This is a genomic window from Pseudomonas nitroreducens NBRC 12694, assembly GCF_002091755.1.
In the GTDB taxonomy this organism is placed as follows: Bacteria; Pseudomonadota; Gammaproteobacteria; order Pseudomonadales; family Pseudomonadaceae; genus Pseudomonas; species Pseudomonas nitroreducens.
In genome coordinates, this window is sequence record NZ_BDAI01000006.1 from 245,778 (window position 1) to 264,995 (window position 19,218).

The 19,218-nt window shown below is 64.9% G+C and carries 16 protein-coding genes; 3 read left to right on the forward strand and 13 right to left on the reverse strand.

The annotated features are described in order from the left end of the window. Positions 1-39: 39 nt before the first annotated feature. The 10 genes from PNI01S_RS18390 to PNI01S_RS18435 all read right to left on the reverse strand — a co-directional run bounded on the left by PNI01S_RS18390 (position 40) and on the right by PNI01S_RS18435 (position 10,167). Entirely contained in the window at positions 40-1,041 is a 1,002-nt protein-coding gene (locus PNI01S_RS18390) for an isocitrate/isopropylmalate dehydrogenase family protein (RefSeq protein WP_084358771.1), read from the reverse strand. Continuing rightward, positions 1,038-1,682 (reverse strand): carbonate dehydratase, encoded by a 645-nt coding sequence (can, locus tag PNI01S_RS18395; protein ID WP_084358772.1) that lies wholly within the window; start codon positions 1,680-1,682, stop codon positions 1,038-1,040. Before can ends, PNI01S_RS18390 begins: the two co-directional genes overlap by 4 nt. Positions 1,683-1,745: 63 nt before the next feature. Continuing rightward, positions 1,746-2,990 carry a C69 family dipeptidase gene (locus tag PNI01S_RS18400; protein ID WP_084358773.1) on the reverse strand — a complete coding sequence of 415 codons (1,245 nt, stop codon included), beginning with the start codon at positions 2,988-2,990 and terminating at the stop codon, positions 1,746-1,748. Beyond that, a complete protein-coding gene (locus PNI01S_RS18405) occupies positions 2,965-4,353 on the reverse strand; it encodes a flavin monoamine oxidase family protein (RefSeq protein WP_024766616.1) in 1,389 nt (462 codons plus the stop codon). The genes PNI01S_RS18400 and PNI01S_RS18405 overlap by 26 nt, the downstream gene beginning before the upstream one ends. Positions 4,354-4,730: 377 nt before the next feature. Next, positions 4,731-5,183 (reverse strand): ribosomal protein S18-alanine N-acetyltransferase, encoded by a 453-nt coding sequence (gene rimI, locus PNI01S_RS18410; protein WP_024766615.1) that lies wholly within the window; start codon positions 5,181-5,183, stop codon positions 4,731-4,733. After that, positions 5,180-6,016, reverse strand: coding sequence for a hypothetical protein (locus PNI01S_RS18415; protein WP_024766614.1), 837 nt, complete (start codon positions 6,014-6,016; stop codon positions 5,180-5,182). Before PNI01S_RS18415 ends, rimI begins: the two co-directional genes overlap by 4 nt. 115 nt (positions 6,017-6,131) lie before the next feature. Further along, positions 6,132-6,638: a DUF6160 family protein gene (locus tag PNI01S_RS18420; RefSeq protein WP_024766613.1), complete on the reverse strand. Its 507-nt coding sequence runs from the start codon at positions 6,636-6,638 to the stop codon at positions 6,132-6,134. An 18-nt stretch (positions 6,639-6,656) separates the two neighbouring features. Then, positions 6,657-8,225 (reverse strand): hypothetical protein, encoded by a 1,569-nt coding sequence (locus PNI01S_RS18425; RefSeq protein ID WP_024766612.1) that lies wholly within the window; start codon positions 8,223-8,225, stop codon positions 6,657-6,659. Between the two features lie 16 nt (positions 8,226-8,241). After that, entirely contained in the window at positions 8,242-9,324 is a 1,083-nt protein-coding gene (locus tag PNI01S_RS18430) for a hypothetical protein (protein ID WP_065327298.1), read from the reverse strand. Positions 9,325-9,561: 237 nt separating this feature from the next. After that, positions 9,562-10,167 carry a hypothetical protein gene (locus PNI01S_RS18435; protein ID WP_037011960.1) on the reverse strand — a complete coding sequence of 202 codons (606 nt, stop codon included), beginning with the start codon at positions 10,165-10,167 and terminating at the stop codon, positions 9,562-9,564. Between the two features lie 217 nt (positions 10,168-10,384). Between PNI01S_RS18435 and mksB the strand changes: the two genes are divergently transcribed. The 3 genes from mksB to mksF are packed head-to-tail and all read left to right on the forward strand — an operon-like array spanning position 10,385 to position 15,232. Next, complete coding sequence (mksB, locus tag PNI01S_RS18440) at positions 10,385-11,662, forward strand: Mks condensin complex protein MksB (protein WP_084358774.1); 1,278 nt, start codon at positions 10,385-10,387, stop codon at positions 11,660-11,662. Further along, a complete protein-coding gene (gene mksE, locus PNI01S_RS18445) occupies positions 11,652-12,401 on the forward strand; it encodes an Mks condensin complex protein MksE (RefSeq protein ID WP_084358775.1) in 750 nt (249 codons plus the stop codon). The genes mksB and mksE overlap by 11 nt, the downstream gene beginning before the upstream one ends. Beyond that, on the forward strand, positions 12,398-15,232 hold the full coding sequence (mksF, locus tag PNI01S_RS18450) for an Mks condensin complex protein MksF (RefSeq protein WP_024766608.1): 2,835 nt from the start codon (positions 12,398-12,400) through the stop codon (positions 15,230-15,232). The genes mksE and mksF overlap by 4 nt, the downstream gene beginning before the upstream one ends. 258 nt (positions 15,233-15,490) lie before the next feature. Here the strand turns inward: mksF and PNI01S_RS18455 are convergent, their stop codons facing one another. The 3 genes from PNI01S_RS18455 to PNI01S_RS18465 are packed head-to-tail and all read right to left on the reverse strand — an operon-like array spanning position 15,491 to position 19,047. Next, positions 15,491-17,791, reverse strand: a complete 2,301-nt coding sequence (locus PNI01S_RS18455; protein ID WP_024766607.1) for a PqiB family protein — start codon at positions 17,789-17,791, stop codon at positions 15,491-15,493. Then, positions 17,784-18,404, reverse strand: a complete 621-nt coding sequence (locus PNI01S_RS18460) for a paraquat-inducible protein A (protein ID WP_024766606.1) — start codon at positions 18,402-18,404, stop codon at positions 17,784-17,786. Before PNI01S_RS18460 ends, PNI01S_RS18455 begins: the two co-directional genes overlap by 8 nt. Then, a complete protein-coding gene (locus tag PNI01S_RS18465) occupies positions 18,391-19,047 on the reverse strand; it encodes a paraquat-inducible protein A (protein ID WP_024766605.1) in 657 nt (218 codons plus the stop codon). Before PNI01S_RS18465 ends, PNI01S_RS18460 begins: the two co-directional genes overlap by 14 nt. Positions 19,048-19,218 lie beyond the last annotated feature (171 nt).

Genomic DNA, 19,218 nt, shown 5'->3' on the forward strand with positions numbered 1-19,218 from the left:
TAGTCAGCGAGGGTCACCGCGACCGGCAAGATCGCTCAATCAGCCCAACCGCTCCAACACACCCTGCCCAATCACCCGCGTCGTTTCGATCCCGAAGTCCACACTCCCCTCCTCCCGCAGGAATGCATCCACCGCGTCATCGATGCGATCAGCCAGTTCCGGTAACTGCCAGTAATGTCGCAGCAACATGCCGGCACTGAGGATGGCCGCGAGCGGGTTGGCGCGGCCAGTGCCGGTGATGTCCGGGGCGCTGCCGTGGACGGGTTCGGCCAGGGCGATGCCGGCGCCAAGGTTGAGCGAAGGTGCAAGGCCCAGGCCGCCGCCCCAGTGGCTGGCGAGGTCGGAGAGGATGTCGCCGAAGAGGTTGGTGGTGACGATGAGGTCGAAAGACTCCGGGCGTTCGACCAGTTGCAGGGCGGCTACATCGACCAGGCGTTCGTCGAGTAGGTCGCTCCAGCCATCTTCGGCCAACCGGTCGCGGCAGGTATCGCGGAACAGGCCGCAGGTGAGCGGCAGGACGTTGGCCTTGTGCACGAGGGTGATGCGCCGTGCGTGGCGCAGGCGAGCAAGCTCCGCGGCGCCAGCGGCGAGGCGTTCGCAGGCGGTGCGGCTGATGACTCGTTCGGCGATGGCGACGCCTTCCGCCTCCCAGTGCTCACGGCCGCTGTAGAGGCCTTCGCTGTTCTCCCGCAGGACCAGCAAGTCGATGCCTGCGCGCGGCGAGACGACTGGGCGCGAGCGTACGGGGCGCAGGTTGAGGTTCAGCGCCAGCGTCTGGCGCAGGCTGAGGATGGCGCTGCGGTAGCCTTCGACCTTGTGGCTGGGCGAGGAAACGGCGCCGAACAATCCGGCACCGCAGGCGCGCAGGCGGTCATAGGTAGTGTCGGGCACCGAAGTGCCGTGGCGCTGGAAGCAGTCCCAGCCGGCTTCGGCCTCTTCTATCTGCAGATCGGGCAGCAGGCGGTGCAGGGCTTCCACGGCGACGGGCACGACCTCGCGGCCGATGCCGTCACCGGGAATGACGCAAAGACGTCGGCTCAAGTCTGACCGAGCGGGCGCAGGCGGTATTGCGGCGGCAGTTGGTCGAGGCCGCTGACGGTGACGTTGAGGTCCTTCCAGATACCGTCCTTGATCCCGTAGATGCAGCCGTGCACGGAGAGCTTCTGGCCACGGTGCCAGGCGTTCTGGACGATGCTGGTGTGGCTGACGTTGGCGACCTGCTGGATGACGTTGAGCTCGCAGAGACGGTCGACGCGCTCTTCTTCCTTCTCGAACTGGCCGAGGTGGTCGCGGTATTCGTAGGCGAGGTCGCGGATGGTGCGCAGCCAGCCGTCGATCAGGCCGAGCTGGGTGTGCTGCAGCGCGGCGCGCACGCCGCCGCAACCATAGTGACCGGTGACCAGGATGTGCTTGACCTTGAGCACGTCGACGGCGAACTGGATGACCGACAGGCAGTTGAGGTCGGTGTGCAGCACGACGTTGGCGACGTTGCGATGGACGAACAGGTCGCCCGGCAGCAGGCCGACGATCTGGTTCGACGGCACGCGTGCATCGGAGCAGCCGATCCACAGGTATTCGGGAGTCTGCTGGCGGGCCAGTTTGGCGAAGAACTCGGGGTCCTCCTCCTTGATGGCTTCGGCCCAGCGGGCGTTGTTGTCGAACAGTTCCTGCAGATCGCTCATGTCCGGCTCCTCATCATTGGCTGGCGGCACCTTACGCAGCGCGGGCGTGACTGACAAGCGGCATCAGTGCACGGCGTTGAGCCGCCACCAGCGCGGTGGACGCGGCGCCTGCTGCAGCGCCAGCTGGTACCAGGCGTCATGCCAGGCCTGACCTTCGGCGGCGAGGCGCGGCCAGTCCAGCGTGCGCCGATCCAGGGCACTGAGCAACTCGGTTTCCAGCCAGCCGTGGCCGGCGCGCAAGGCATCGGCGAAACCGAGATCGGCCAGGGCGCGCTGGTGCACAGTCTCGAAGCGCCACCACAGCGAGTCCTCCACGGCGTCGGTTTCGAGACTGAGCAGACCTTCCCCGGCGCGCTCTTCGAAACCCAGCGGCTGGAACATGGACAGGCAGGGTGCAGATGTGCCGGTGGCGGCCAGGCGCGGAGATTCACCGTCGAGCCGGGCGATGAGGCTGGCGGTGGTCTGCGAGGGGCGCCAGAAGCTGCCGGCGTGCAGACAGATCTGCCGGTTGTCGTGCAGGTCGAAGCGATGCCCGCGGTGACCGTGGCTGCGCAGAGCGACAACCAGCGCCAGCCAGTCGACCTTCGCCGGGCAGTGGGCGAGAAAGTCTTCGTTGAGCTGGCGGCGCTGGTGGGCACCGGCAACCCAGGGCAGCACGCGTCCATCAAAGGCGCGGGCGAAGTGGAAATCGCCGCGGCCATTCCAGCAGCCGAAGCGGCGCGCCTGGGTTTCCAGGTCAGGGCTGGCGAGATCATACTCGTGGCCGAGGCTCAGGGCATTGGAGATCGCCCAGCGCTCGACCTTCTTCGCCGCCCACAGGCGCCCGGCGGTTTCCAGCACCCAGGCTTCGTCGCGGTCGGCGATCAGGTAGCTGTTGTCGTAGCGCATGCGCTTGTTGCGATAGCCGGCAGGTCCTCCCTGCCCATGGCGCTCCAGCAGTCCGGTGATCACCGACAACGCCTCGCGGGCGCTGCTGCCGCGCTCCAGCCCCAGGCGCAGCAGGTCCATGCCGAGCAGGGCTTCGCCGTCGCGCTGGGTCAGTCTGGTGAACACGGCTTCGTTGCCGATGGCCACGCCCTTGTCGTTGACGCCCATCTCGGCGCCCCACAGCCAGGCCGGCTGGCTGAGGATGACGCCATGGCGATGGGAGGTCTGGGGGATCTCCAGATAGGTGGTGCGCACCTTGGCCGCGCTGTCGCCGCTCACAGCAGGCAGGCGGATCAGGCGTTGCGTTTCGGCAGGCTCGCGGTCGCTGTTCTTGGCGAACCAGGTGGCCCCGCCGCTACGCAATACCAAGGTGTCGCACATAGTCTTCCTCCCCGTGATCTTCCCGCGCGCCCAGCACTTCCCGCGCCGCACGCTCCCCGGCCTCTACGGCTCCGTCGAAATATCCCATCCAGCGCGTCGCCGTTTCTGTGCCGGCGAAGTGCAAACGCCCGTAGGGTTCGCGCAGGCGCGCCGCGCCGCTGCTCCACAGTCCCGGCGGGAACAGGGCGGCATAACAGCCCCGGGCGAAGGGTTCCTCGGCCCAGGATTTGTCCACGTAATCCTTCGGCTGGAGCGCCTGCTCGCCGAAGTAGCGGGCGAAGCACTCCAGCACCTGGCCGCGGCGCTCGTCAGCAAGCCGGGCGTTCCACTGGCGCGCTTCGTCGCCTTCGATAAAGCCCAGCAGCACGCCGCGTCCGGAGTCGGGGACGCTATTGTCGAAGGTCAGGCGGACCGGGCCGATCTCGCTAGTGGCCTGGCCGGAGAGGCCCTTGTCGCGCCAGAACGGGGTGTCATAGAGCGCCATGCACTTGATCACCGAGCCCTGCGGCAGGCGTTGCAGCAACTGGTCGCGCCAGCTGGGCAGCAGCGGCTCCTGGGTGATCCGCAGCAGTTGGGTGGGCGGCACGGCGAAGATGACACGGGCGGCCTGGTGCGTACCGCGGTCGGTGATCAGCTCGACGCTGCTGCCGTTCTGCCGCACGGTGCGCACCGGCTCGCCGGTGATGACGTCTGCGATACGCTCGGCGAGTGTTTCGCTGATCCGCTGGGAGCCTCCGTGGATGCGGTCCTGCTGGGCGCCGCCCTCGACGCCCAGCAGGGTATCCAGGTTGGTGCCGCTGTGGATGTAGAACAGCACATGGAGGAACGAGAGGTCATGGGGGCTGGCGGCGAGCACGGCGCCGCTCATCAGCTCGAAGACCTTGCGCCCGGTGGCCGTGCGCACGTTGCGCCGCAGCCATTCGGCGAAGGTGAGGCTGTCCCAGAGCTCGGCCTTGGGGTGCAGGCTGGGGTCGCTCAGGGGGATTTCCCGTGCCATGCGGTCCAGGCGTACATGAGCCTGAAGGACATCGAGCAGAACATAGGGAGGAAGCTTCGGAATAGCGCCGCGATAGGGCCGCAGGCGATTCCCGAAGAGAGTGAGGTTGTCGCCCTGGTTCCATTGCGGATAGGTCGACAGGCCGAGTTCGGCCAGCAGGGAAAGGATGCGTTCCTGGGTAGGGCCGACCCACTGGCCGCCCACCTCGACCACCTCGCCGCTGGCGAAGCGATGGTTGAGGGTGCGCCCACCGACGCGCTTGTTCGCTTCGATCACTTTGACCCGTTGCCCGGCTTGCGCCAGACGCCAGGCTGCGGTCAGCCCCGAAATACCGGCGCCCACCACGATCACATCGCTGCGATTCATGTCTGCGACCCTATGTTCTTGTTGTTATTGGGCTTAAGCGTAAGCCAGGAATCGCCCTCGGAGAAACCCGAATCGTGGGAAATTTCCAGGCTTTGCGGGGGATGAAATGTCGAGGGCTCTAGCTTGGGCTATCCCGGAATGGAAGTGATCTGGACGGGTCGGAACGAACAGTGCGGCGGGGAGATGATCGCGGACAGAGTCCGCTCCCAGGCACTCCTGGATTCCGGCGTGCGGGGTCGCGGGGAGTCGGGGAAGTTCTCGTAGGATGGGTGGCGCAGAGCGATACCCATGCCACAGGCGCACCGATTGATAAGTGTCGCTTCGCGCCCCCCCATCCTGCGTCCTGGTCAGTGCAAAGAAGCCCGCGTGGTGGGCGCTCAGTCGACCAGCGTGCAGGCCATCACCAGCGCGTCTTCACGGCCGCCGACTGCCGGGTAGTAATCGCGGCGACGACCGATTTCATTGAAGCCGTAGCGCTCGTAAAGGCGATAGGCAGGGCCATTGGAGGCGCGGACTTCGAGAAAGCATTCCACTCCGCCCCGCTCGTGGGCGCGCTTCATCAGGTGTTCCAGCAGCGCCAGCCCCAGGCCGCGGCCCTGGCTCTCCGGCTTGACGGTGATGTTGAGCAGGTGCGCTTCATCGAGGATCAGCTGGATCACGCCGTGGCCGACCTGCTGGGAACCTTCGAACATCACCCAGCATTCATAGCTTTTCAGCCCATCGGCGAAGGTGCCGCGCGTCCAGGGGTGGCTGAAGGCGGCGTATTCGATCTTGAGTACGGCATCGAGGTCCGCCTCGGTCATCGGGCGGAAAGAAACAGCGTCGCTCATGCAGGTGCCTGACTCATCCAGCGTTGCCGCACTCGGCGCATGGCGCGCCAGAGGTCGGCTTTCAAAGTGGGTTCTTCGGCCAGGCGCTCCAGGCCCGGCAGTGCCCAGGCCACACCCAGGCCTTCGACCTGCAGCTCGCGCAGCAGGGACTCTTCATCGCCCTCGCCGGCGAAGCGCACGGCGGGCATGCCGACCAGCCACAGGCAGGAACACGGGGCGCCCTCCTCCAGCCGCGCGGCGACGAAACCCTGGACGAACTCGCGGGCGGCTTGCGGGCCCTGGTCCATGTTGCCGCGGGAGAACAGCGGCCAGCGTACCGGCTCGCCCATCAGTTGCGGGCTGTCCGGCAGGCCGGCGGCGCGCAGCAGGTCCTTGAGCAGCAGGTAGGCCGGGTCGCGGCTGGCCAGCGGCTCGCCGGTGGGCAGTTCGACCAGCACGGTGCATTCGCCGGCACGCAGCAGTTGCAGGGCGAAGCGTGGCGGCGGCGCGATCGGCGCGCGGACAGCCGGTTCGGCTTCCGCCTCGGCCGGATCTTCGGCCTTGACCGCGCCAGCCGGCTTGGCCGCAGCGCCGACCTTGGGCAGCAGGCGCGCAGCGATCGAGCCGGGTTCTGCAGGCATTGCCGGTGCAGCAGGCGCGGGGGCGGCAACCGGGGCGACGGCCTCGCGAGCCACCGCAACGGACGCAGGAGCAATCGGCTCGGCTACGACGGGCGCAGGCGTTTCCAGCAACTCCGGGCGCGACGGAGCGGCGAACGGCAGTACCACGCGCGGCAGCCAACTGGCGACCTGCATGGCGCCAAGGTAGGCACGGCGACGGGCTTCTTCGATCAAGGGGCGTTTACCTGTGGGTGGTGCCTGCGCGAGCAGGCCGACACGACGAGGCGGGATTGTCGCGTGAAACGCGCTGGGGGGAAAGGCCGGCGGGCGGAGAGCCCGTGCGTTTCGCTTACGGAGTGCCGAAGACGTAGACGTTGCCGGTGAGCTTGACCGCGCCGGTAGCCTGGTAGGTGAGCAGGTTGGTCTGCTGCAGGCCACTGCCGGAAACCTTGCCCTGGTTGGCGCCGCCCAGGGTGAACTGCAGGTTGGTGGCGCTGGCGTTGGTCAGGCCGATCTTCATGGCCTGGCGGTTGAACAGCGCGCCGTCACCGTTGAAGCCATTGTTGATGGTCACCATGTCGATGGACATGCCGTCGAAACTGAAGGTGCCCTTGATGTTGTCCAGCACGATATAGCCGGTGCTGTTGAGCGGCTGGATCGCCAGGCGCGCACCGCAGCCACCGGTGCAGCGGGTATCGGCGGTGTTGGCGGCAAGATTGAAGTTGACACTCAGGCTGACGCCGTCCTGGCCGCTGACATCGGCCATTTCGCTGTCGTCCAGGCCGCGCATCTCGCTGTGGGCTGTGGTGGCGGCCAGCAGCAGCGTTGCCAGAAGCGGAAGTCGTGCGCTGTTCACGGCGAGTCTCCTCTTGCGCTAGCGCGGCAGGTTCACGGTGCGGACATTCAAGTAGTCGATACGCAGGCCGCGAATGGCCTGGGAACCGACATCGGTGCCGCTGATGTTCAGGTTTCCGATGCTGATATTGCTCTTCTGAACGTTCTGGTAGAAGGCCTCGTGGTTGGCCCAGGTAACGCCCGGCGCACTGAGCACCAGGTCACCGTTGCTGGCCACGGAGAGCGTTGCCGGCTGGTAATTGGCGTCGCCCAGGTTGAGGTCGAAGTAGACATTCTTGGCCACCACCTTGTTGCTGTCGGCGCAGTTCTCGCAGCCGGCGATGATCAGTTTGTCGGCATACATCTGCAGGCTCATGGAGGCCTTGAGCCCGGCGGCGTCGCCCCACAGGTTGAGGTAGGAGCCGTTGAGAGTGAAGTTCTCCAGGGCGATGGAGAAGAAGTCCGTACGCGAGGTGGTTGCGCCAGCCGATCCGTTGCTGTTGTAGGCCGTACTGGGCAGGGTGAACTTGGTGGCGATGCCGATATCCAGTCCCTGGATGCGGGTGCCGGAGGAGCTCTGCATGGCGCCGGCCACCAGTTGCACCGTGGAGACGTTCTTCTCGGTGCGCGTAATGGTGCCGCTGACGCAGGTGGTGGCGCTGCCGCCTTGGGCGCCGCAGAGCTGGACGAACTTGTCGTAGTCGCTGGCGCGCTGGCTCAGGGTGACGCCGTTGCGGCTGACGTTCCAGGCGGCGCTGAGGTTCTGCTGGGCAGCCGTGAGGTCGCTGGTGCTGGTGTTGTAGGTGTCCACCGAGGCGTTGTAGTTCTTCACCGCGGTGTTGTTGTTGCAGGCGGCGAGGATGCCGCAGTCGTACTTCGTCCCCAGCGCCGGGCGGTCCACGCACCAGAGCCCGCAGACCTGGGCAGGCGCCGAGGTGTAACGAGTGTTCATGGTGTTGTAGTTGGTCTTCTGCACCGCCTGGGCCGCATCGACCTGGGTCTCCCGCTGGTTGACCACCACCATGTCGGCGTCGATGCCGCTCTTGAGCGTTACCATGTTGTTCGAATACGTGGTGAGCAGCGTGTCGCGCTGGGTCTTCAGCGCGCTCAGCTCGGCATTGACTTTGTTGGTCGCCTGGGCCGGGTTGGTGCAACCGGCGTCGCCATACAGGCAGCCCTGGTAGTACGACCACAGGCCGAACTTGTGGGTGTCGTTGATCGGGTCGGTCCAGGTCGGCGTCATCAGTTGCAGCGCTTCCTGGTTGGCCGGGATGTTCAGCCCGGCCTTGTACTTGATCGGCCCGAGGGTGAAGGGGTGCATGGGCGTGCCCAGGTAGGCCTTGGTGTCCAGCGTGCCGCGCTGGCTGCCGGCGCCCTTGATGTAGGCGCCGGTGATATCGACCTGGACGTCCTGGTTGGCGCTGTTCTTGACGCCGGTTATCTTCGAGGTGGCGGTCGCCTGGTCGTAGCTGAAGCCGTCGATGAAGAAGCCCAGGCCGGCGCCACTGACTTCTTCCAGTTGCTCATCATCCAGGGCCTTCATGCCCAACGCCGGGAGGCTGACCAGGCAGCCGGCGAGGCAGGCGAACAACGCGGCGCGCCAGCTCATCTCAGCACTCCTCATCTCAGCAACCTGACGCTTGCGCGCCCATGCAGGTGGACTGCCGGGGCAGGCCGCGCAACGCATCGTAGAGGTTGATCAGGATCGGATAGACCGAATCCGCGCCGGAGCCCACTTTGGGGAAGTTGGCGAAGGCGCCGGACTGGGTATTGACGAAGTTGCCGGCATTGGCCAGGTCCTGCCAAGGCACGTTCTGGTTCTGCAGGGAGAAGAAGATGCCCTGGGCGCCAGTATTGATGTCGGTGGAGCCCGGCTTGCCGATATAGATCGTCTTGTAGTTGGTCAGGTCGAAGCAGGTAGTCAGGCCCAGCGCCTGGCAATTGTTGGTGGTCGACAGGGTCGGGATCAGCGCGGCAATCAGGCCGCCAGCATCCGAATGCAGCGAGTCGCCCTTGGCGATCCCGATCTGCGTGGCGCGGTTGATCGGTTGGCCGTTGATGGTGGCCTCGCCCGTGCCGGCCTTGAGCAGCACCACGTCGGCGTACACCGGCGTATCCCCGGCCACGGCCAGCGCCAGGCAGTTGATCAGATTCGGGCAGCCGTTGCGGGTGTAATAGTCGTAGGCGATGGACGCCGGCCCGTAGATCTGCCCCTGCAGGTTGCCGGTAAGGGACAGGATGTCGCCGGACAGATCGCCTTGCGCCTTGCCGAAACCGACGCGCGCGCCCACCAGTTGGCGCACACCGTTGTTGGTCTGGAAGGCGAACTCGACGTACGGATCCTGGATCTGGAACGGCACCACCTTGGCGTCGGGAGAGTTGGCGTTGTCGACCCTGCCCAGGGCGAAGTTGTTGATCAGGATATCCGCCGGCTGGCCGGAGACGGTGGTCGAGCCGGTGCGGCTGTAGTTGCCCAGGCTCAACTGATCGATGTTGGTCAGCAGGCTGATGTCGGCGCCGAAGTTGAGCCGGGTGTACTGGTAGTTCTGGTAGGTGGAAGCGTCGACGGTGAGCATCGCGCCCTGGCCGGAGATGGCGGACAGCTCATCATCGTCCATCGACTGCATGCGCGCCTGAGCGGAAAAGGCCAGCAGGCCGCCGCAGAGCAAGGCAAGGGCACGCATGAGCGGACCGGAGGACTGATGCATGGCACTCTCCTTTCCTGGCGCACGTCGAGTGAGCGCCTAGTTGTTATTCATCGGGCGAGGCGAGCCGGAAAACAGGTCGAGACTCGGCGCCGTGATGCCACTATAGGAATTCACCCGCCACGGCGGGCCGACCCATAGTCGAGTAAATCACCTCGAACGATAGACGAGGAAAGGAAAGTCCGGGCCAGGTTGTTACCCATCGTCACACCCGGGTGACAGCTTCGGGCGCCCGAAAGCTCAGTGATGGCGGAACAGACCTATCAGATGCTCGGCGATGGCGCCCTTGATGGCATCCAGGTTCAGCCGCGACTGGGCCTGCAGCTTGGCGGTGTTCAAGCGGTGCAGATGCAGCGAGGGCATGCGCGCCTCATACTCGCGCAGGTCGCCCTTCACCAGTACCGGCAGGAAGATGTCCCCGCGCATGCGGTAACGGTTGATCAGCAGCTTCAGGCCATCCTGGAACGGCAACTCCCGCGATGCCACCAGCCGGTGCTCGCCCGGAATCTTCAGGTACAGGCCGCTGTAACCCATCGTCTCGCCGGGCAGGATATGGATGCCGGTGGGCTCCACCGCCTCGGCCGGAATATCGTGGAAGGTATCGAACCAGGCCTGCTCGTCCGGGAGGATGGTGATGCCACCCTCCTGGCTCTCCGGGATCACGAAGCTGTAGTTGCTGTAGAGCTTCTCGACGTACGACGAATAGATGCACAAGCGATTTTCGAAGCGCTGCAGGAATGCGATGGCTTCGTTGCGATCGGTGATCGCATCCAGGTCCCAGTCCAGGTCGTTCTGGCGTTCCAGTTCGGCCCAGCGGGCTTTGGCAAGTGCGGCGTCGTAGGTCATGGCAGCGATCAGCCTTTCGATATCCCGGCTCTGATAACAGGCTATGGCAAAAAACTTGCCAGAAAATTCAGTGAGTTAGCCCTGATTTTCCGTGAACCAGCGCACACCTTGGGCGCTGTCGCGGTCGCAAACTGACGCGTTTCGTCACCCTGTCGGCCAGGGGGGGACCTTTGCAGTACAATCGCTCCCTTTGTTCATTCCGGGCCCAACCAAGCCGATGATCGACCCACGACGCGTACTCCGCGCCCTCGCCGAACACTGGGTGCTGCTCGAACCGCTGTGCGAGCGCTTCGACGCCGGCACCCTGAGCCTGGTGGAGCTGCGTATCCAGCTCACCAGCCAGTTGCCCGACAGTACCCCGGTGGACATCACCGCCCTGCTCGACCAGTGGGTCCGCCTGGACATCCTCGTCCCGGTGGCCAAGAGCCCCAACCGCTTCGAGCTGAACGCGCAGATCCACGACTTCCTCGCCTACCTGCGCCAGGAGCACCGCCTGGGCCTGTGCCTGGAGATCGAAGCCTACCTGCGCCACCTCGAGCGCCTCGCCGGCTACATTCGCGAGGCTTTCGAGGCACGCGACGGCAACGACCTTGCCCGGCAACTGCGCCTGCTCGACATGCGCGTGCGCGACGTGCTGAAGAAGCTCGCCAACGACGAGCAGGCGCTGGTCGCCGTGGCCGATCGGGCCAAGACCCAGGACCGGCAGATTCCGCTGCGCCAGCGCTATGCCGAAGTCCTGGCAACCTGGGACGAATACGTCGAACCGATGATCCAGCTGGTCTCCGCCGATGGCGCCTTCGAACAGGGCGTGCACCGCGTGGAACAGGTGCTGCTACGCCTGCTCAGCGAACAGGCACGCCTGGGCCAACTGGTGGACGACGACCAGTTGCTGCGCACCCACGCGCGTATCCTGGAGATGCAGACCACTGCCCAGCTCACCCTGCGCCGCGCCCGCGAACTGCTGCTGCCGCTGCGCGAGGAAGCGCGCCGGCATAACGCGATCACCCGCGGCGCAGCCCTGGCGCTGTCAGTCATCCGGCGCAAGGGCATCGACGCAGTGCCGCAGGCGGCGATGCCGATGTTCACCCGGCCACAGAGCAACTTCCTGGGCACCGCCTCGCAGGTCGAGAGCTACGTCTTCGCCCTCGCCAACTTCCAGCCCAAGCCGGCGCACTTCCCCAAGGCCAGCGGCAATCGCAAGAACGACGGCCCGCAGCGTTCGCCGCGCACCGCGCGGGAAATGCTCGACCGCTGCCAGGCCGCGCTGCCCCTGCCGGACCTGATGCAATGGCTGCTGGAGCAGGAACCCGAAGGCGCCACCGACGAACTGCTCTACTGGTTCTCGCGCCTGTCGCGCGATGCCCGCTTCCAGCGCGACCGCCTTGAGCGGGCCCAATACGACACTCTCCAGCACAGCGTCAGCCTGTGCTCCTTCGCCCTGATCGCCGGCCCGACCGCTGGCAAGGACAGCAAGAGCGAATCGCATGCAGATTAATCTCACCGAAATGACCCAGCTCGCGCCGATCTTCCGCGAGCTGTTCAAGGGCTTCCACATCAGCCGCCGTGATCCGGAGCTGTACAGCCAGCTGTCCAACCAGCAGGACGCCTACCGCGCGCTGTTCCGCAGCCTGGGCTACGAGCTGGTCTGCGATACCCGCGGCTTCTACTACTTCGTTCCCGAGCAGACCGGCGCCCAGGTGAACAAGACCGCCCAGCGCCTGGCACTGTTCACCTTCATCCTGGTCGAACACCTCGCCGACCAGGGCCGCGACCCGCTGGCCGTCCTCGACGGCGGCAGCATCGGCCGCGACGAACTGCCGCCGCTGCTGGAGAAGTACCGCGACCTGTTCCTGCAGGCCGAGGTGACCACCCAGGAAGAACTGGAAGAGAAGGTCATGCGTCGCCTCACCCAGCTTGGCTTCGCCGCCGAGGACAACGGCGTGTACCGCTTCCTGCCGCCCATCCACCGCTTCCTCGACGTCTGCCTGTCGGTCCAGCAGGACCGCGACCTGGCCAGCAACCTGTACGCCAGCGAAATGCAGTTCACCGCGCCCGCGCTGATGGAAGAAGACGACGAGCCGGTGGTGATCCTCGAGTCCTACGCCGACGAACCGCTGGAAGACAGCGAAGACGCCATCGTGGTGATCGACGAACCCGCTGCCGTCGCGGAAGAAGAGAGCGAAGAAGACGCCCTCGCCCGCGCCATCGCCGAAGAACAGGAGGCCCAGGCATGACCCAGGAACGCTACGGCATCCGCCGCTTCGCCCTGCTCAACACCGCCGGCTACAGCCTCGGCATCTTCCCGCTGGAACAGCCACTGTCGGTGTACGGCGCGAACAACCTCGGCAAGTCGGCGTCGATCAACGCGCTGCAGTTCCCGATCCTCGCGCGCATGTCCGACATGAGCTTCGGCAAGTACAGCCTGGAAGCCTCGCGCAAGTTCTACTTCGCCACCGACACCAGCTACATCCTCATCGAGCTGGACCTGCCCAACGGCCGCCATGTGATCGGCGTCGGCGGCCGCGGTCCAGGCGGCGGCTTCGGCCACCAGTTCTTCGCCTACCAGGGCGAGCTGGACCTGGAGCACTACCAGAAGAACGGCACCTGCCTGCGCCTGCGCGAGCTGTATGCCAACCTTGAGCGCGAGGGCATCAAGTCCTATGAACTGAAGCCCGACGAGCTGCGTCGCCTGCTGGTCGGCGGCCACACCTCGATCCCGCTGGACCTGACCCTGATCCCGCTGCGCTCCACCAGCGAACAGAGCCTGAAGACCTTCCGCTCGCTGTTCATCAACCTGCTGCACATGCGCGAGATCACCGCGGCCAAGCTCAAGCAGCTGTTCCTCGATGCCTTCGAGCACAGCCTGCGTTCGGGCAGCGTCGACTACATCGCCGCCTGCGAGGAAGCCTTCCGCGACGTACGCCGCATGGAAGGTGACTACCAGGCCCTGGTCGCCGCCGGCCCGCTGGTCGAGGCCCTGGCCAACGGCGTGCAGCAGCGCGAACTGCTGCGCGGCAAGATGCACCGCCTCTCGCCGCTGCTGGATAACCTGCTGGGCACCTGGGAAGACTATTCCGGCGCGCGCAAGGAAGAGCTGGTCATCCAGGCCGAGCACTACAAGCGCGAGCAGGACGGCCTGCAGAACGAGCAGCGCGGCAGCACCGCCGAGCTGATGCGCCTGGAGCGCGAGATCAGCGAGATCCAGCGCTGGATGGGCGAACTCGCCGTGCTGAAGAACCGCTTCGCGCTGGTCGATGACGTCAAGGTCCTGGAGCAGCAACTGCTCGCCGCCAAGGACGCTCACGACGAACTGGCCGGCGCCCTGGCGCACTCCCGGCAGTTCTCCAGCGAAGACCTGGAAGAACGCATGCGCGATCTGGAAAAACGCCTGAAGGGCGTTCGCCAGCAACTCGAGCACGCCGACAACAACAGCTATGCCCGCCTGCGCGAGGAATTCTCCCAGCAGGACGTGGAGCGTCTGATGCGTCTGTTCAACGGCGCGCTGTTCAGCCTGCCGCTGGGCGAAAAAGGCGTAGACCTCGACGAAGCCGGCCAGTGGGTCGGCAGCGTCGAGAAGATCCTCGATGCCTTCAAGGGCGAGCGCTTCGAAGTGCCCGGCCTCTCCATCGACATTTCAACCATCGAGCCGCCGGCCCTGCAGGCCCTGGCCGACCGCGCCGCGCTGCGCGACCAGAAGGAGCGCCTGGAGAAGGAGCTCAAGCAGCTCAAGACCCAGCAGGCCGTGGCCGCCGACCGCAACGCCAGCAAAGCGCAAGCGGACAAGTTCTATCAGGACGTGCTCGATGCGCAGAAGGCGCTGGAAGACTTCCGTCGCAGCCAGACGCTCAACGCCGAAGAGCCGGCCAAGCTGGAGCAGCTCGCCCAGCTGGAAGCCACCCAGGACGAGCTCAAGCGCTCCGCCGACGCCTTCACCGAACGCGTCCAGCAGCTCTCCGCCAAGCTGCAGTTGATCGGCCGCCAACTGGCCGACATGGAAGCCAAGCAACGCACCCTCGACGACGCCCTGCGCCGTCGCCAGCTGCTGCCGGCCAACCTGCCCTTCGGCATCCCGTTCATGGACCCGGTCGACGACTCCATGGACAACCTACTGCCGCTGCTCAACGACTATCAGGACACCTGGCAATCGCTGCAGCGCGTGGACGGTCAGATCGAGGCGCTGTACGCCCAGGTGCGCCTCAAGGGCGTGGCCAAGTTCGATAGCGAGGATGATCCGGAGCGTCGCCTGCAACTGCTGATCAACGCTTACGCACACCGCACCGACGAAGCCATGACCCTGGCCAAGGCGCGCCGTGCAGCCGTCACTGACATCGCCCGTACCCTGCGCAATATCCGCAGCGACTACGACAACCTGGAACACCAACTGGCGCTGTTCAACCGCGAGATCAACAAGCGCCAGGTATCCAACCTGCAAAGCTTCCGCATCGTGCTGGCGCCCAACAAGGACGCGCTCAAGCACATCGACCAGATCATCCACAGCGCCGGCCAGTACGAAGAGGGCGAGAACCTCTCCGTCTTCGACCTGACCCAGAGCGCCGAGCAGGATGCGAAGAACGAGGAAGCCAAGGACTACCTGTCGCGCCTGGTGGCGGCGAACAACAACCAACTGGGCCTGAAGGACCTGTTCGAGCTGGCGTTCGAGATCACCAAGCTGGGCGGCCAGCCGATCATGCACACCGATATCGACGGCGCCGCGTCCAACGGCACCACCATGACCATCAAGGCGCTGACCAACATGTACCTGTTGCTGCACCTGATGGACCGCGAGCAGGCCGGCCGCGTGCGCCTGCCCTACTACCTCGACGAGGCGGCGGACATCGACGAACGCAACCAGTCGGCGCTGCTGGAGACCAGCCTGCAACTGGGCTTCGTGCCGATCCTGGCGAGCGTGAAGCCCCAGGTGTCGGCGCAGGTGGCCATCGACCTGGAGGGCGGCAGCGGTCCCAACGGTATCTACATCGACGAGGCGGACTGGAAGTACATCCGCCGGCGCGACACAGAAAAGGCTGCGCACAACGACGTGGAAGCCAGCGCCGAACCGGCGTGATGCTCTCGCAGCGTTAACGAAAAAGCCCCGCCATGCGGGGCTTTTTCCTTTCCGACTCTGCGTGGCCCTGCACTTGTGGGAGCGAGCTTGCTCGCGAACCGCATAACGCCGAAGCCTATCCGATACCCATGCCTCCAGCGACGATGCTGATGGGTACCGGTGCGCACCAAGCCACCCTGCAAATGCTGCTCGTGCATCCACCGCACGCGTAGAATGAAAAGGGCCGCTGATGCGGCCCTTTTCCTGTACGTCTGAAACTCAGTTCGCCTTCCCCAGCGGAATCTTCGGCGCCCAGTCCAGCCACTTCTCGTCGTACTCGTCGAACAACGCAAAGGTCTGCCCGGGTTTGGCCGGCGAACCCATTTCGTCGTTGTTCGGTGTCGCGAAGGCCACGCCGCCGGAGAGGATGGTTTCCATCGACTCCGTGCGCAGCTTCACTCCCTTGAACAAACCTGCGTCGACACCGACGCCACTGGTATTCCAGAAGCGGCTGCCCGTCCGCACCAGCGCCGCATAACGTGGCTCGATGAGAATGTGGACCAGCACGCGGTCCGCCGTCTCGCCCAGCTCGAACGAAGTAACCTTCCCGACCTGCACCTCGCGGTAAGTCACCGGAACCCCGGCCTTGAGCGAACCCCGTCGAGACGCACTCAGGGTCAGGCGCAGGCCGTCAGCATCCAGGAGGCGGTTGGGTTCGCCGCCCAGCAGGCTGAAGCTGGTCTGCGCCTGGCCGGCCTTGGGCGCCGGCAACACTTCGATGTACTGGCCACTGACGATGGTGCTCAGGTTGGATACGCCGGAAAGACCGACCTGCGGGCCCACTACCCAGAAGCGTGTGCCTTGCCGAGCGATGCGATCCGCTCCCCGGGTGAGGCGCGCCTTCAGTTGCACGGACTGCAGATCCTTGCTCAGATCGACCTGCTCGACGCGACCGACCTCCAGGCCCTTGTAACGCAGGACGGTGCCTTCCTTCAGACCATCCGCGGTATCGGCGCGCAGGTCGATGATCTGGCCCTTGAGGTGCGCATCGTCCTCGCTGTCGTACAGCGCAAAGCGGCGCACCTTGGTCACCGGCGCAGCCTTCGGGTCCGGGGTATCGAAGGCGATGCCGCCAGCGATCAGCGTCTGCAGCGACTCGCTCTTCAGCTTGATCCCGTCCAGACCGCCACTGATGGTGACGCCACTGATGTTCCAGAAGCGCGACGAGGTGTTCACCAGCTTGGCGTACTCCGGCTCGATATGGACACCGATGATCAGCCGCGAGGGGTCACGGCGGGAGAGCTGGTAACTCTGCACGCTGCCCACTTTCATCTGGCGGTAGAGGATCGGTGTACCGACCTCCAGCGAACCCAGTTGATCCGTGGTCAGTACCAGGTGCAGGCCCGGCGAGTCGAGATTCAACGGGGGCGCCTTCGGGCGGATGACGAAGTCACGGGTCGGATCGCCGCCACTGGCGAATCGCACACTCAGGTAGTTGCCCTTCACCAGCGCCTCCAGCCCGGTGATGCCCGCCAGCGAAATGCTCGGCTTGACCATCCAGAACTCGGTCTTGCTGTTGAGGAAGTCCTCGGTGCGCGGGTCCATGGACAAGGTGGCGGTGGCGCCATTGAAATCCTTGTCCATGTCGATGCTCTTCACCGTGCCGACCTGCACGCCGTTGTACATCACCGGCGTACTGCCCGGGGTCAGGCCGCTGACGTCGCTGACCTTCACCTTGACGCTGAGGCCGGCCTGAGCCGCGTCGAAGTCCTCATACAGGCGGAACGGCTTGGTCGGGTCGGTGGGCGGGCTGTCCGGGTAATTGTCAGGCGTCGAGAAGGCGATACCGCCGGCCGCGATGCTCGCCAGCGACTCGGTACGCAGCTTCAGGCCGCTGAGGCTGCCGGACAGGGTGATGCCGCTGGCGTTCCAGAAACGTGTGTGCTTGCGCACCAGGTTGGCATAGGCCGGCTCGATGTGGACCTTCACCTCGATGGTCTTCTGGTCCTCCGCCAGGCGGTAGCTCTTCACCTGGCCAACCTGGATCTGCCGGTAGTAGATCGGGCTCCCCTGCTCCAGCGAACCGAGGCGCTCGGCCTTCAAGGTCAGGTGCAGGCCCGGCAGGGAGTCGGACAGCGGCGGCGGCTCTTTCAGCGCGGTGAAGTCCTTCTGCTGTTCGCCCTTCACCGGATCGATGGCGATGTAATTGCCCGATACCAGGGTCTCCAGCCCGGTGACGCCGGCTATCGAGACGCGCGGCTTGACCAGCCAGAAACGCGTTCCCTTGCTGAGGTACTCGGCAGCCTCCTTGCGCATCTCCACGGTTGCCGTGACGCCAAGGGTGGGCTGGTTGACGTGGAGGTCGACCACCTTGCCGACGCCGATCCCCTTGAAGATCACCTCGGTCTTGTTGGCCTGGATCCCCTCGCCGCTCTCGAACTGGATGTTGATCACGATCCCCGCTTGGTCGTATGCACGCCAGGCCAGCCAGGCACCGATCGCCAGCGCGATCAATGGCAGGATCCAGATTGCCGACCAGTTGGTGGTCTTGCGCATCTTGGGTTTGGGGAGATCACTCATCGTCGTTTTCCGCGTCCGTGTTATCCCAGATCAGCCGGGGATCGAAAGTCACTGCCGCCAGCATGGTGAGGACCACCACGCAGGCAAAGGCGGCTGCACCGAGGTTCGCCTCGATGCTCGCCAGATTGCCGAAGTTCACCAACGTCACCAGGATCGCGATGACGAAGATGTCGAGCATCGACCAACGGCCGATCCACTCGATGAAGCGATACATGATGATGCGCTGCTTGGCGGACATCGGCTGGTGTCGCTGCACCGAGTAGAGCAGCAGGGCAATGCCCACCAGCTTGAACGTCGGCACCAGGATGCTGGCGATGAACACCACCGCCGCGACCGGCAGCATGTCCGCATTGATCAGCTCCACCACGCCTTCCATGATGGTGGCGGGCATACCGTTGCCGAGGAAGTTGACCGTCATGATCGGCAGCAGGTTGGCCGGGATGTAGAGCACCGCGGCGGTGATCAGCAGGGCCCAGGTGCGTGTCAGGCTGTTCGGGCGTCGCTCATGCACCAGCGCACCGCAGCGGCTGCAATGGGTCTCGTCATCCACTTCACGGCGATTGAGCTGATGGCATTCGCCACAAACCAGAATATCGGCATCAATGGCTCGCATCATCGAACTCCCCGGACAGTTCACCCCAGACCTGATGATGGGACATGGTCACTTCGAGCCACACCTGGGTGAACAGCAGCCCGATGAAGCAAGCCAGGCCGACACTGACATGCAACTCGGCCATGTCGATCAGCTTGACGATGGCAACGATGATCCCCATCAGGTAAACCTCCAGCATGCCCCACTCGCGCAGGTGCTGGTAACCGCGGAGCAACAACATCCCCTGGTCGCGCCAGACCTTGAAACGTATGGTCAGCAGGACAAACAGCTGGCACAGCAACTTGGCCAGAGGGATCACCATGCTGCAGAGGAAGACCAGGACCGCGACGCCCTTCATATCGGACTCGTACAAACCGATTACGCCGCTCCATACCGTGTCCATGCTGGTCTGGCCAAGAATGGTGATGTGCATGATCGGCAGGAAATTCGCCGGGATATAGAGCAACAGTGCCGTCAGCACCAGGGCCAGCGCACGCCGGATCATATGGGGACGATGGATCTCCAGCTCATAGCCGCAGCGCGGGCAAACGGAGCGATGCCCTGACGGAACAGGCTCGCGGCGCATCAGCAGGTCGCACTCGTGGCAAGCCGTCAGCTCCTCCAGAGGCAGATCCTGCAAGGCATGTCCTTCGACTTCGGGCATGTAGGCACTCAGGGAAAATTTGTCGCTATTGTAGACGACACAACCTCCGATTCGGTGCCCGGAAATTGTCTCGAATACTCTGGAAACCGAGCGGCCGTGCCAACCCAGGCGAACCAGACTTTCCCGCGCGCAAAGCAAAACCCCCGGCCAGCGAAGCTGACCAGGGGTCTT

Coding starts and splice junctions, on each gene's coding strand:
- can (WP_084358772.1), bottom strand. CDS start 1,682: ATGAGCGATCTGCAGGAACTGTTCGACAACAACGCCCGCTGGGCCGAA.
- PNI01S_RS18400 (WP_084358773.1), bottom strand. CDS start 2,990: ATGTGCGACACCTTGGTATTGCGTAGCGGCGGGGCCACCTGGTTCGCC.
- PNI01S_RS18405 (WP_024766616.1), bottom strand. CDS start 4,353: ATGAATCGCAGCGATGTGATCGTGGTGGGCGCCGGTATTTCGGGGCTG.
- rimI (WP_024766615.1), bottom strand. CDS start 5,183: ATGAGCGACGCTGTTTCTTTCCGCCCGATGACCGAGGCGGACCTCGAT.
- PNI01S_RS18425 (WP_024766612.1), bottom strand. CDS start 8,225: ATGAGCTGGCGCGCCGCGTTGTTCGCCTGCCTCGCCGGCTGCCTGGTC.
- PNI01S_RS18430 (WP_065327298.1), bottom strand. CDS start 9,324: ATGCATCAGTCCTCCGGTCCGCTCATGCGTGCCCTTGCCTTGCTCTGC.
- PNI01S_RS18435 (WP_037011960.1), bottom strand. CDS start 10,167: ATGACCTACGACGCCGCACTTGCCAAAGCCCGCTGGGCCGAACTGGAA.
- mksB (WP_084358774.1), top strand. CDS start 10,385: ATGATCGACCCACGACGCGTACTCCGCGCCCTCGCCGAACACTGGGTG.
- mksE (WP_084358775.1), top strand. CDS start 11,652: ATGCAGATTAATCTCACCGAAATGACCCAGCTCGCGCCGATCTTCCGC.
- mksF (WP_024766608.1), top strand. CDS start 12,398: ATGACCCAGGAACGCTACGGCATCCGCCGCTTCGCCCTGCTCAACACC.
- PNI01S_RS18455 (WP_024766607.1), bottom strand. CDS start 17,791: ATGAGTGATCTCCCCAAACCCAAGATGCGCAAGACCACCAACTGGTCG.
- PNI01S_RS18460 (WP_024766606.1), bottom strand. CDS start 18,404: ATGCGAGCCATTGATGCCGATATTCTGGTTTGTGGCGAATGCCATCAG.
- PNI01S_RS18465 (WP_024766605.1), bottom strand. CDS start 19,047: ATGCCCGAAGTCGAAGGACATGCCTTGCAGGATCTGCCTCTGGAGGAG.